This window comes from Winogradskyella pacifica, from assembly GCF_013403915.1.
GTDB classification, from domain to species: domain Bacteria; phylum Bacteroidota; class Bacteroidia; order Flavobacteriales; family Flavobacteriaceae; genus Winogradskyella; species Winogradskyella pacifica.
This window is the reverse complement of the sequence record NZ_JABFDI010000001.1, coordinates 142,761-157,255: the sequence shown is the minus strand read 5'-3', so window position 1 is coordinate 157,255 and position 14,495 is coordinate 142,761. Positions and strand designations below refer to the sequence as shown.

Genomic DNA, 14,495 nt, shown 5'->3' with positions numbered 1-14,495 from the left:
AAGGTCGGGACACTCGAATTGACATTAGGAGTTTGAGTGATAGCTTCTATATCTTTTTTATTATGTCTTTTTTTCTTGATAAAAAAAGACATCGAAGATTCACGAACACTTAAAACAATATTAACGCGTGAGCTAAACAAAAAAATCAAGGCAGCATATGATTTTGGAAACGATTACGGCTCATTCCGCTATGCTTTAGGAAACATTTGGACTTATAAGATTGCACTGTTGTTCTATTAGAAATTTGGACACTTAACAAAATATATTTGTATACCCCTAAACCATGGACACTGCACTTACCTATCGTTTTAGCTAAAATAATATGAGGCCAGGCTAAGCATTTAAACCCTGTTTTTTCTTATGATGATTGGATTTGTATAGGCTACAATGATTATGTATCGTATTATAGTTTGTAATATGTTTTTTAGAGGGTTCTCGATACATCCCGACTAAAAGGTGGGGACACTCGAACTGACGTAGAGATTTTTTGATTTGCTATTGTAATCGGTAGTTGTTTACATAAAAGCGTTCTGTATAATTGCTTATACAGAACGCTTTAGACTACGTTACTTGTGTTTTGACTTTAGTATACTATAATTTTCTTCATCCATTGTTTGGCTCCAGATTCTATTCTTATAAAATAGATACCGTTAGCTTGGTTTTGAAAATTAACAGTGATCTCATTTAATGTATTTAAGCTATTATTAGTTTGTACCGATTTGCCATTAAGGTCGTAAACGCTTAGCGTTGCTACCTCAGCTTGTGATGCTATACTAGACATCTTCACTTGTCGTGTTGCTTTGTTATACGTCGTTGTGAAGGTATTCGCCATAACGTCTTCTATGCTTAAGGCATAGGTGCAGGCATTGAATACATCGTATATGTTTTCGCCAGATGTATTAACAGTAATTAATCTGTTGACACCTGTTACTGAAGGGCATGAAGCCTCTGGTCCTGGTGTTTCCTCATTACCCCAACCTGCAGCACTTAAATATTTATATTCAAATTCTATGGGATAGTTTGCTGGTGTTGGAAAACGTAAGGTACCGCTATGGATATCTCCGTTAGCATTTGGGAAGTTTAAGACTTCTGGATTCCAATCCGTAAACCAACCTGCCATATGGACATTGCCTGAAGGAATGGTGCCTTCGCTTGCCATATCGACATTAAAGGTGACTTCGAACCCTGTACCAGAAGGGTTACATCCATTAAACGGTACTGTTTCTAAAGTAAGCGGCATACCCGAATCATTGACATACAAAAAGCGATCTCCGTTTGAAGGAGCACAAGGGTAACTTGCCGCTTCTTCGGTGCCCCAAGCATTTCCATTTAAGAACTTATACCGATGCCAACCTTCGTTTAATTGTACGGTTACCGAATAAATACCTGTAGCTCCTTCTTGCGTTAACATTGTAGCATCTGTAGACCACCCATTAATAGTACCCACCACATGAACGCCATCTGCACTGACGGTCTCTGCGGACATGTCTACTTTAAGCGTGACATCTACTTGAGCATTTGCTTGAAACGCTACTAGCATAAGTAGCATCATTAGTTTCATAATGTCATTTTTCTTCATAATAGAAACGTGTTTTAATTAATAAATTAGTGTTTGCATTGCATGGGGCAAGATGTTGTTTCTGATTTCAGAATCCCCAACCATTACTTTATAATCAATAGGCTCGTCGGTTTTATTCATTACGACTGTAACGATTTGTCCGTCTGGATTTTGAAAGGTGGTACTTTCTATAGTACTTCTGCTGGTCGTTGTACTTATACGCTTTGCTTTTGGCTTGATGAATTTTGAAAAGTGACCGATATAATAATAGGTCGGTGTATAAATTAGTTCATTGTTTTGCGTGTCTGCATGAATCGGCGCAAAGCAAAAGTTTTGCACATGGTTAGGTCCACCTTTTTCATTTAATAGGATGTTCCAGTCGGTCCAACCCACTGTGCCACTATTAAAATCATTAATCATAGAATTGCCGTAACGCTCTGCGTTAGACCAACGTTGGTATTGTGTAGGATCGAATTTTTCTTGACAGCCTTCTGTGAATAATAAATTCATGTCTGGAAACGATTCTTTAATATTTTTTAAGTTATCGTATTTAGGCTCGCCACCTGTCCAGGTTTCATACCAATGGAATCCAATTCCCCATGCGTATTTCATAGCCTCTTCGTCTTCGAAAATGGTATTGGCTCTATGTGAAATAAGATCTCTGTTATGATCCCAAACCACAATGTTCTTATCTGCCATTCCATTCTTTTCGAATGTTGGGCCTAAGTTATTCTTTAGAAAATCGCGTTCTTCTTCGGCAGTGTAAATGCAAGATTCCCAGCGCTGTACGGCCATTGGTTCGTTTTGGATAGTGACACCCCAAACCGGTATGCCTTCCGCTTCATAAGCCTCAATAAATTTTACAAAATAGTCCGCCCAAGTTTGGTAATATTCTGGTAATAATTTACCACCTTGTAGCATGTGATTATTGGTTTTCATGAAAGCTGGTGGGCTCCAAGGGCTCGCGTAGAATACCAAATCGTCTTTAATAAGTGCTTGCGCACGTTTAATTAAAGGGATGCGCTTTTCTCTATCCTTTTCAATTGTAAAGGTTTTTAGTTCCTTATCCCCTTCTTCGATATAGGTATGACTACCTAAGCCAAAATCACTACTGTGAATGCTGGTTCTAATGATGTTATAGTTAATTCCTTCCTCTGAGAAATACGCCTTTAAAAATTCCTCTTGCTTATCATTGCTCAGTTGAGAAAACACCTCTGCAGAAGCATCTGTAATAGCGCCACCGATGCCTAAAAACTCTTGAAATTGTTTTTCAGGATTCACAAAAATAGCGACTTCCGTTTCTAAAGGTTGCTGTGCCTCAGTAAAGGTTTTTGGGGCTTCTGACGAGAGTCTTTTGTCTGTTCCCTCAGCTGTGGTGTACACCTCAACAGTTTTACCTAAGACCTTTGTTTTTACTTTGGTCTTAGTCTCAACAGCATCCGTTGTAACTTCGGTATTCTTTTCTTTCTGTTTACACGCTGTGAACGTTGCGACGAGGACTAGGGTATATAAACACTTTTTAATCATTTCTTAATTTTTTAATTACCAAACAAACGTGGCTACGGCACCTGCTGGCATGGTTACGGTTATAGGGTTATCTGCGGCGTTAATATTTAGAGCATTTTGGACATCGGAGTTGTTTAAAACGATGACAACGATTTTACCATCTGGTGTTTTATAGGCTACATTAGGGAACTCAGAGGCGGTATTAGATTCAATTCTTACAGCGCCTGCAGGTACAAATTTTGAGGCATGGCCCATAATGTAGTAGCCTACATTTCTTTGTACTGAATTGCCATCAATTGTAATAGCACCTAAACATTCCGTACAGCCACCATCGGTGTGTGGATTGTTGTTTGGGTCTGCGGCTAAATTCCATTGCAATACGTTTTTGCTCCAATTTCTTGGTGCTCCGACCAATAGTTCTCTAACATGCCATTTTAGATCTGCTTCATAATTTCCTGGTGCTTGAATCCATTGTTCTGTGAAATACACATTTTTGTCTGGATGTGCATTATGCACTAGCGACATATTATCAATTTGCCCTGCATACAAGTGAAAAGCAGAACCATCTATATAATTTTTTGCTGTGGCATCATTTAATATTGAAATAGGGTATTCTGGATGATCTAAATTATGATCGAAAAGAATAATCTTTGTTGCTATATTCTCTGTTTGAAAAGTAGGCCCTAAATGGTCGCGGATAAATGTTTTTTGTTGCTCTGCACTCATTACCATACTTGGGTTGTTATATGGATTTTCTGGCTCATTTTGTATGGTGATGGCATCGATAATGATGCCTTGTGCTGCCATTGCTTCGATATACTTTACAAAATAAATGGCATAGGTATCGTAATACTGTGGTAATAACTCTCCTCCGATAGTGGAGTTATTCGACTTCATCCAAGTTGGTGCTGACCAAGGAGAACCCAGTATTTTGATGTTAGGGTTAATCTCTAGGATTTCTTGTAATACAGGAATCAGATTCGCCATATCAGGATTTATGGAGAAGTTATCTAGATTGACATCGGTTTGTCCGTTTGGTAAATCATTATAGCTAAAGGTTGTCGCATCTAAATCGGATGCCCCAATACTGATTCTTAAATAACTGAGTCCAATACTTGTGTCGCCTGACCCGAAAAGCTCTTGTAATAGATCTGCTCTTGAAGATGATGACATGCTATTCATTAACGTGGCACTACCACCAGTTAATGTATATCCAAAACCATCCATTTCTTGATAGCTTGTGTTTTCTGAAACATTAATTGTAAAATTAGTGTTTGTCGCTAATGGGAATATACCGCTAGTTGTTGGAGTTAAAAGATTAGCTTCATCTGGTGTGGTGAGGTAAAAGTCAACATTAACTTCACCCACTACAGGTGGTGCATATGTTTTTGTGTCTTCTTTGTCACAGGCTTGAAGCGCTATTATTACGGCAAGTGTTAAATAAAATTTCAATGTATGTCTATTTTTAAAATTCATGAGTTCGATGTTTTTTATTGTTGCGCAAATTCGTAAGTCCCAGATTGGTAATCGTCCTCTAGAATTATGGTTACGGTATAAGATCCATCACTATTGATGTTTACTAAGTTTGATCCTCCTCCGTTGATTAGGTTACCTGTTGACTCTGTAGGACTGTCGCTTCCCATATCAAAATCCCAAGGACTGATAAATTTACTTTCTGAGCCCGCTATAAGATCTGCGGTTATGGTAAAGGTGTTTGGATGACTGTATGTCATTGGTAATTCTACTCTATCATCCCAATTCTGCCAATGGAATAATTTAAAGTTGTAATAGCTCCAGGTGAGTTCTGGCGTGCTAAAGTTTATACTAAAACGTATGGCTCTATCGGATACCAATGTAAAGGTATTGTTGTTTTCAACTAAGGTTAGAGCATCTGATACCAAATCACCATCAGGTATAAGACTATCACCCAATAGGCCGTTAACTGAATAAGCTATTCCACTCCCATCAGATGCGCTATTTAAAGTATAGCTATTACTGGCTTGCATAGGAATAAATCTATCGGTACTAAATACATCGCCGTTTAATGCTAACTCTTGGATCATTGTCCCATTCTCGAACAGGAATAATTGCGCTGGAGTTTCAATCGGTGCTACGACGGTATCATCCATTTCAAAAGCGTAATTGTAATTTTCAGCCGATAAATCTAAGGTTACGATATAGAGTCCGGTTTGATTGTTTGGAATGTCTTCAACAGTTACTCCTTGATTGCCCGCATCGCTTTCTAAGACTAAAGAATTTGGTGTGCCTACAACGCGCTTTAATAAATACCCCCAATCGCCATTCGCTCTGAAGACAAATCCGCCTGTTTCTATGAGATTGATAGACGCTTGCCAAATTCCATTTCCTTTGTAATCTAGAGGTTCGTCTCCGCCCCAACCCCCATTGATTGGGGTGCCTACCATACTCCAAAAGTCAATTTGAAGTAACTGGTATGTGTTGTTATCTAAATTCACAGTTATTCTGTAGACGCCAGAGTTTTCTGCAACAATGGCGTCTCCAAAAGGCTCTATGCTACCGTCGCTACCACCAAACTGCAACGCAGGTAGTGAGCGCTCACTATAAAACATATAGGTTTCACCAGCCACTAAACTGGTATAGACCTCATAATTATTAGATAAAGCACCGTTGCTATCTGTTAGTCTTTTTAAGGCTATGGCTTGAGATAAATCGTTACTGTTTTCTGTTGCAGTACCAGAGATGTATAATGTTTGTGGCAAGGCTTCTGTTTCAAAACGCGTCACCTTTAATTCTGAGGTTGCCATACTCGTTTTACTTAAACTTATTGCTTTAATTGCAAATGTGATCTCTGCTTCTTGGTTCGCAAGGAAGCCTGCAAAGGCCAATGCCTCATCCATATCTGCATAACTTACAGATAATGCTGTTGCTGTACCGTTATTATACGATTCTGAAGCAAATATCGGTGCTGAAAAATCAGTTGCATTAGAAGGTTTTATGAGTACTTCATAAGTTACGGCATAGCCTGCAGAGGATTCTGCTGGGTCCCAATTAAAGGTTATAGTTTCATTGGGTGTATCTTCATCTAAGATAATCGTTTGGTCTGCTGTAGGAGCTAATATGACTGCTTCACTTAGGTCCCACTGCCCTTCTGGTTGTAAGTTGTCTTCCTTTTCGCACGCTGTAAACGCAAACGCGAATATGAGGATGCCTGTTTTTAACAATAGTCTTTTCATTTTCATAGTTTCTAAATGTTATAGTGGGTTTTGAACTAATGCTGGGTTTCTATCCAATTCTTGTTGTGGTATTGGCAGTAACTTTTTAGCCTCCGTCATATTATAATCTACGGTGTTCCCCGTTCTTAAATCGACTTCTACGAGCGCGTTCATTGTTGCGACTAAAGCATTATTTCTAGCCAAATCGTCCCAACGTTGTCCTTCTTGAAATAACTCTAAGCGACGTTCTTTTAATATGGATTGACGTAATACTTGTTGCGAACTGCTTTGCGCATTGGTGAGGTCTGGCAATTGTACTCTAGTTCTTATTTTGTTGACTTCATTTATAGCAGCCTGTAGTTGGTTGGTCTCATTTAGGGCTTCGGCTTTAAGTAATACGATATCACCATATCTTATGAGGTACGTATTGTCGGCACTAGCGAAACCACTTGCATTTTTCCATTTGTAACTAAAAGGAATTGTTGCCCCTTGGGTGTTTTCCCAAAACTCATCGACCCATTGCACCGACTCGAATAAAACACTAGCATTTTTTCTTACGGTATCTCCTTCAGCATCAAACGTATTAATCAAGTCGACAGATGGAGTTACAAATTTCCTCCACGAGTCACCACTTACAGACGGTGGTAACAGTAGTTGTGGTCCATAGTTCCCTTCGTTACCTCCTAGGTACTGCACCTCAATTATCGACTCTGCATTGTTATAATTATTACCATTAAATAGTTGGTCGTAAGGAATCAGGGTATAATTGGCACTACTACTTTCAACAGCTTCGATATGTCCTAATACGGCGTCATAATCTGGAGATGGTTGTTGTGCATAGGCTTTTGCTGCCAATGCATGCGCTGCACCAGCAGTTGCTCTTGCTTTGTTAACACTTGCATCATTACCATAAACGTCTGGTAATAACGTTGCGGCTAACTCTAAATCTGTTGTGATTTGCGCATAAACGGCTTCTATAGATGCTCTTGGGATATTTACGCTTGCAGCTTCTGTAGATGTTATGGTGTTGGTAATTAATGGTACACCTCCCCAAAGTTTAACTAAAGTAAAATAGTGGTATGATCTTAAAAAGATGGCTTCCCCTTTAATTTGGTTTCTGCGTTCTTCTGTAAGTAAAGGGTCATTGATCCCATCAACACGTTCTATTACTAAGTTGGCTTTTGAAATGGCGTTGTAGAGGTTAGACCAATGCGTAAATAATCTTGAATGTGTCGGAGCAATATCGATATAATCGTATTGGAATATTTCTGGGTTATCACCACCTGCATAACAGTTGTCTGAACGTACATCTTGTAATAATACATTATCCCAAACATAATACTCTGACGATTGAAAGGACTCGTAAGCACCCACCAATGCCGCTTCTATTTGACTTGCAGTGTCATAAGCATTACTACTCGTTTCCTCTGAAATTGGTTGCAGGTCTAAATAATCCTCACAACCCATAGTTGCAGATAGAAGTAATCCTATTATTGCTGTTTTAAATATTTTCATGGTTTATGTTTATTTAATTATTTTATGATCCCTTAAAAAGTTGCGTTGATTCCGAAAATTACATTCCTTGTTTGTGGATAGGTTCCGAAATCGATACCCTGAACCGTGTTACTTCCACCGAAGGCATTCACTTCAGGATCAAAGCCTGAATAGTCCGTTATGGTAAACATATTTTCGCCAGTGCCATAAATCTTTAATGCTGTTATTCCTAGCTTATCAATTATAGTTTGAGGTAAATCATAGCTTAAGGTTATTGTTTTGAATCTTAAATAGGATGCGTCTTCGATAAAGCGTGTTGAAACTCTAGAGTTGTCACTATTTCCGAAACTTGCTCTAGGTATATCTGTTATATCTCCCGGTTGTCTCCAGCGATTTAATACTGCTATAGATTGATTTTTAGGATCTATCATTCCTTCCGTGTCAATACGTGTTACGTTTAACATATCATTACCCTGAGACCCTTGAAGGAATACAAATAGTCCAAAGCCTTTATAATTTAAATTACTAGTAATTCCATAGAAGAAATCTGGATTAGCATCTCCGATAATCGTACGGTCATCAGCACTTGGTGTAAAGGTTGAATTCCCGTCTTTATCTACGTAGTAGGCATCTCCTGTTGTAGGGTCTACACCTCCAAAAATATAGCCATATAAGGACCCTAGAGGCTCCCCTTCTCTAACTAAGCTGGCTTCACCTCTACCACCTGTTATACCACCTTGCAAGAGTTCTTGACCCACCAAACTAATTACTTCGTTGCGGTTGAATGAGATATTAAAACCTGTTTTCCATGATAAACTTTCAGTTTGGATGTTCACTGTATTTAAAGCGAATTCAATTCCTTTATTTTGAATTTCACCAATATTTCTAATGGCATTATCGAAACCTGTTGCGGTTGGTAAAGGAGCATTTAGCAGTAAATCGTTGGTCTTTTTGATGTAAGCATCCGCCGTAAGATTCACTCTGTTATCGAACATGGTAAGGTCGAAACCAATATTAGTTTGTTCAGATTCTTCCCATTTTAATTCAAGATTTTCAATCGATGCTGGGTATGTACCAGGTTGCGCAGCGCCACCAAAAGGATAATTAGCACCAGATCCTACACGTCCTAAATAACTGTAAGCATTAATATTGTCGTTACCAACAATTCCCCAGCCTGCTCTAATTTTAAAATCATTTATAAAGCTATCTTCTTTCATGAAATTTTCGTTAGACACTCTCCAGCCCACAGAGAAGGATGGAAAATAGCCCCATCTTTGATTTGGACCGAATACACTAGAACCATCAGCTCTAAAGTTGGCAGTTAGTAAGTATTTATCATCAAAACTATAATTCACTCTACTTAAAAAAGAGGCATTGGCTCTTTCTGATTTCCATGCTGAGGCATCAAATAGTTCCGACCCACCATTTGGTGTTGTTACCGATGCACTAGCAAAATTTCTTGTTTGTATCGAACTGTTTTCATAACTGAATTTTTGCGCCACAGAACCTACTAAAGCTTCTACAGTGTGTTTATTAAATCTTTTATTAAAGCTCAAGGTGTTTTCTACAATATAGTAGGATTTCTTATCTGTGTTACTAATGCCTTGTCCACCAATAGCGACACCAAATCCTGTTCTAAATGGATCTAAGAAAGAATCAAAAATCCCATTGCTGTTGTCGATACCATAATTGAATCTGTATTTGAAATTTTCTAGAAACTTGGCTTCTAAATAGATGTTTCCTAAAAAGCGTTCGTTATTATACTCTCTATCTAAGCCATCTGTACTTGCTAATGGGTTTTCCCAGTTTTGAAACGGGTTACTTGTAAACATGCCATTATCATTGTATACTCCAATTATGGATGGTGTGGTTAATGCACCTAAAAGCACACCACCTTGATTGACGCTATTATTATCATTGACATCTACATCTTTGTATGAGGTATAAGCTATTCTCGTTCCGATTTTTAACCAATCATTGATGTCTTGATCAAAATTGATTTTAAAATTACTTCGGGCTATTTCTGAACTTCTTACAGCACCTTCTTGTGACAAATGCCCTGCAGATACAAAATAGTTAGTCCCTTCTGTTTTACCAGACACTGAGGCTTGGTAATTTTGTGAGAATCCATTTTGGAAAATTTCATCTTGCCAATCGGTACGTTCTGTATAGCTGTCCCAATCGGTTGTTAGGCCCATTTCGGTCATTAAATCTCTATACTGTTCTCCATTTAAAACGGGTAGGGTATTCCAAACTTGAGAGACACCAGTATAGACGTCTAAGCTTACTTTTGGTTTTGCTGTGGTTCCTCTTTTAGTGGTGATTAAAACAACACCATTAGCACCTTGTGCACCATAAATTGCAGCAGACGAGGCATCTTTAAGGACTGTTATGGTATCGATATCGCTTGGATTAATAGCTCTGGTATCTGTTGTTGGAACACCATCAACCACATATAATGGTTCGCTACTGGCATTAATTGAATTGGTTCCTCTAATACGTACACTAAATCCGCCCGACGGTTTTCCGGAACCTGATATGACTTGTACACCTGCCGTTTGCCCTTGTAATAAGGAACCGACTTGCGTATTTGGTCGTGATTCAAAAGCCTCACTATCTATAGTGGATACAGATCCTGTGATATCTTTTTTTAGTTGTGATCCGTAACCGACAAGTACGACTTCGTCTAAAAGACTTGCATCTTCTTGTAATTGTACATCGATTACTGATTGACCGTTGACTAGAATCTCTTGGGTTTTAAATCCGAGATAACTAAATACCAATATGGAGTTGTCGTTAATACCTTCCGAAAAGGCATACTTACCGTCAAAGTCTGTACTGACTCCTATTGTGGTTCCTTTTATAATAACAGAAACGCCTGGTAAAGGCATGATTCCGTTTTCGGTTACGATACCAGTAACTTTAGATTGTGCCATACTTTTATTAGCACACCAGAAAGACATTAAAATTGCTGTGATGAAAACTATTTTTTTATAGATCATTTGAATGTAGAGATATTAGTTGATATACATAATTAATAAGCGATAGCAAATTACTACGATATGTCTGTACGACCAATAGCTAAATTCTAAATAGTGGATTTTTGAAACGCGTAATTATTTACAAACATCTGTTTAGTAGGTGTTTGTGAATATTTTTGAATGCGGAATAAGTGGATTTTTAAGGCGGATATTTTAGATTGTACTGCTAAATCAACAATAAAGGTGTTAGGTTTTTATTAAAAAGCGCTATTTATTAGACTGATTTTATCATCTCTTCAAAATTTTCTTTATCAATTGCTGATTTATTAATCGCTGCCCGATAATTATAAATGGTATTTACAGAGTATCGCAAGATTTTTGCAATTCTAGAACTGTTGTTAATTCCTAATTTTATTAAGGCCAGAATTCTTAACTCTGTATTGAGTTCACTTTGGTTTTTGAGGTCTATTTGATGTTCTGGTTTAAGCAGTTGATTAATGTCGTTTAAGAAATTAGGATAAATATGTAAAAATGAACTATCAAAGTTGCGGTTAAAAATCTCGAGTTCTTCGTCTATAAACTGTTTTGACTTTGACAGTTTTAAAAGCGCCGTCATTTGATTGGCGTTTACATATTTGCGAACCAGCTTTCTGTATACATCTAGTTTGTCTATATATTCGGAATACAGATTTAAAAAACTGCCAATGTAATGTTCTTTTACTTTGTCGACTTCGGACAGTTCAGAATATAAACGTTTTAAATCTTCGTTAGAGGTGTTTAGTTTTTCATTGAATACTTTCAGTTGTTCGTTTGCTACTTTTAAATTATTTCTTGCAATAGATACTTTTTTTACCTGTTTAAAAATAAGGTAGACAGCCACTAATAAAAAAGTCGCTAAGATGCTTATAAAGATTAATGACTTCTGAAGTTTGTTTTTCTGTTTGGTACTTTTTTGCTCATAGGCCTTCGTTATTAAAGGCATGTTATTAGCGATATCTACAAAGCGTAATTGCGAATTGTAAAACTCGGCATCATCGTATGAAAAATTGATGTATTGGTGGGCTCTATCGATATCACCCTCTATAAATAAGAGTTTTGCTAAGGTTCCCATAGAGGCATTATCCTTTACAGCAGCCTGAATATCTGAAATAGCAGAAAGCATGAGATATTCTTTTTGCTTTGTGATTTGGTTATTTAATTGATACAACAAAGAGCGTTCGAAAGTAACAAGGGAAAAGCCTCTCGATCCCATCTCTACCATATCTAAGCGCTGTGAATTCACAGTAAAAGCGCTATCTAAGTTACGGCTATCTCTATGTTCTTTTTCTTTTATTCGTAAGGCTTCTTCGGTGTTTGGTTGTATTCTGGCATATAATGAATCTTTGTAAGACGTGTATAATTGGGAATAATTAGATTGGCTTCGTTTCACAGCGGTATTGTATGCCAACCCAGAGTAGCCTTCTTCGTAGGCAATAAAGTAATCATTAATTAAGGATTCTGGGAGGGCGTTTCTGTCTATTTCGCTTAGAGCGTCAATAGATTCTTTAAATCGACCAGTATTTACTAATAGTAATCCCATTTTTAAGATGGCTTCATTGACTAATAGATCATCATTTAGTGTTTCTGCTAACTCTATGTTTTTTTCAATATGTTGTAGGGCGTCGTTAAAGCTGTAAAATTGATACTCTTGAAAAATGGTGTTTGTTATGTCGTATTGCTGTTTAAGATGTTTAGTGTTATGTCTCTGGGCAAGGTAATTTTTGATGCGTTCTTCTTTTTGAAGCTCATAGACATTATGATTGCTCATCTTCGTTTCGAGTACTTTAGTCAGCGAATCTAAATTTTGAGACCACAGGCTATGTTGCAAAAGCAAGACTGCTATGAAGCCAAAAATGAACTTTAAGGTATGCATTTTGGAAGATTATTTTTTATAGTAGGGTTAATTGTGCCTCTAAAATTAGGATAAAAAAAGTACCTAACGAGAAATTTTGGTGGATTTTGGTTGTTCATGAATTTATTAAATCAATTCTAAAAATAAAAAGCAGTGTTATTTTTTATTATATCTCCTTAACTAAAAGTTATCCAATTATCATATTTCATAAGGTTCTCGATACACCCAGACAAAAAAGGCGGGACACTCGGACTGACGATTGATATTTAAATACCAAGGTTTAAACACCTTTGATTCCTTCACTTTTCTCTAATCGCTCCAACTCAAACAATCAAGACAAAACGATACGTCATATTCTCTAAACCCAATAAATCTGCCAAAACCATCTGAGAGTCCATTAGAAAAATCTGTTTTTAATAGCCATAGATAATCATCGGTTTTAGTGGCTCTTAGTTTAGTTTCTATTTTAGCAGGTTCTAATCCCCTATTTACTAAGTTAATATGCAACAAAAATAGTTGTGTTCATTCCTTTTAGTAACACAGCGCTGCTATCTATTTTATGGAATAATTAAGGAAACCTTAACTAACTAATTTTTTTTAAAAAAGTATCTTTGTGGTCACCATCATTTGAAGTCCAAATCTTCAATCACTTCTAAAAAAAACTTCAATTATGAAACAAACTATTGTAATACTTGCAGCCCTATTATTAAGCACAACCTCTTATGCCCAATTTCAAGTTTCTGCCAGTGGTGGCTATGCCATCGGTAGCGCCGGAATGAAATTAGGTGAAACTCTAACGGTTAACGGCATAGAAAATTCTTATGGCAGTTATGGAGAAGGTTTAAATGCGCAATTACGCGGGACTTATTTTTTTAATGACAGCTTTGGTGTGGATTTAAGTTTGGGATATCTACATGGCTCTGACCAAACGGTATCTAAAGTGACCTTACCTTTTACTGAGGTCGATGCTATTGCTAGAGCGCGCGCTTTTGGTGCTGCAGCTTCTATTGTTTATAAATTTAATCCTAACGTCTATGGCCGTATTGGAGCCCTTGTAAAATTAGGTGGTAAAACAGAAGCCGTTGTGCAACAGCAAGCCGATTTTACGCAGGCTGAAGCTGATGCTATTGGTGTGCCATTGGGGTCGTATTCTGAGACCAACTACGTTGAAGATTTTCATGGCCAGTTTCCTTTAGGTTTTGTTGCGGCACTAGGTTATGAATATCCTATAGATACTAATTTTAGTGTTTTTGCAGAAGCGGAATATTATGGAATTAGTTTAAAACGAAAAGATTCTGAGATTACTGAATTTAATACTAACGTTGTGTTACCAGATGGAACGGTTGCCGTAGAAGGCCTTTATACTTTAAATAATTTACCACAAGGTACTAACAGAACCACGACTTATGTAGATGAGTTACCTGCAGGTAATACAGATACATCAAAACAATTAGCCGTAAAAGTGCCCTATTCGTCCTTCGGAATTAATTTTGGAGTGATTTATAAATTTAAGAAAGCCGCAGCTACTACGCGGTAATTTAAATTTGTCAACATATAACTTTAAAAGACTCCTATCGTAGTGATAGGAGTTTTTTTTGTGCGTGTTTGAAACGTCAATGCTGTATAAGATAACAGTAATGTGTTGTGGTATTATTTTCTTCGCCTCCTCTGTCTCCATATTAGGAAGAGTATGACAATAAGAATTGGTAAAATGATAAATACAATAATATCGAAAGGTCTAGATAAATCTAAGCCTGTGTTTTCACCAGGGTTTGGTGTGCCCTTTGGAATTTGTATGTTTAATAATTGAGATATGGTTTGCATGTCTATTGATTATAAGGTTGATGTTTAAGATACTGAATTTTAAATGAGTT

Annotated in this window: 9 protein-coding genes; 1 reads left to right on the top strand and 8 read right to left on the bottom strand. The window is 37.3% G+C overall.

The window, feature by feature from the left end:
• Positions 1–583: 583 nt before the first annotated feature.
• The 7 genes from HM984_RS00635 to susR form a co-directional block, all read right to left on the bottom strand.
• On the bottom strand, positions 584–1,579 hold the full coding sequence (locus HM984_RS00635; protein WP_179347709.1) for a T9SS type A sorting domain-containing protein: 996 nt from the start codon (positions 1,577–1,579) through the stop codon (positions 584–586).
• Positions 1,580–1,597: 18 nt separating this feature from the next.
• Positions 1,598–3,085, bottom strand: a complete 1,488-nt coding sequence (locus tag HM984_RS00630) for a glycoside hydrolase family 30 protein (protein ID WP_179347708.1) — start codon at positions 3,083–3,085, stop codon at positions 1,598–1,600.
• Positions 3,086–3,100: 15 nt separating this feature from the next.
• Positions 3,101–4,540 carry a glycoside hydrolase family 30 protein gene (locus tag HM984_RS00625; protein ID WP_179347707.1) on the bottom strand — a complete coding sequence of 480 codons (1,440 nt, stop codon included), beginning with the start codon at positions 4,538–4,540 and terminating at the stop codon, positions 3,101–3,103.
• A gap of 14 nt (positions 4,541–4,554) precedes the next feature.
• A complete protein-coding gene (locus tag HM984_RS00620) occupies positions 4,555–6,276 on the bottom strand; it encodes a SusE domain-containing protein (RefSeq protein ID WP_179347706.1) in 1,722 nt (573 codons plus the stop codon).
• 18 nt (positions 6,277–6,294) lie between these two features.
• Positions 6,295–7,770: a RagB/SusD family nutrient uptake outer membrane protein gene (locus tag HM984_RS00615; protein ID WP_179347705.1), complete on the bottom strand. Its 1,476-nt coding sequence runs from the start codon at positions 7,768–7,770 to the stop codon at positions 6,295–6,297.
• Positions 7,771–7,802: 32 nt separating this feature from the next.
• Complete coding sequence (locus tag HM984_RS00610; protein ID WP_257018427.1) at positions 7,803–10,712, bottom strand: SusC/RagA family TonB-linked outer membrane protein; 2,910 nt, start codon at positions 10,710–10,712, stop codon at positions 7,803–7,805.
• Between the two features lie 292 nt (positions 10,713–11,004).
• Positions 11,005–12,642 carry a SusR family glycan utilization regulator gene (susR, locus tag HM984_RS00605; RefSeq protein ID WP_503328561.1) on the bottom strand — a complete coding sequence of 546 codons (1,638 nt, stop codon included), beginning with the start codon at positions 12,640–12,642 and terminating at the stop codon, positions 11,005–11,007.
• A 649-nt stretch (positions 12,643–13,291) separates the two neighbouring features.
• Here susR and HM984_RS00600 point away from each other — a divergent pair.
• Positions 13,292–14,158, top strand: coding sequence for an outer membrane beta-barrel protein (locus HM984_RS00600; RefSeq protein WP_179347702.1), 867 nt, complete (start codon positions 13,292–13,294; stop codon positions 14,156–14,158).
• 113 nt (positions 14,159–14,271) lie between these two features.
• On the opposite strand, the gene HM984_RS00595 is transcribed toward HM984_RS00600, so the two are convergent.
• On the bottom strand, positions 14,272–14,445 hold the full coding sequence (locus tag HM984_RS00595) for an adenylosuccinate synthetase (protein WP_179347701.1): 174 nt from the start codon (positions 14,443–14,445) through the stop codon (positions 14,272–14,274).
• Between the last annotated feature and the right edge of the window lie 50 nt (positions 14,446–14,495).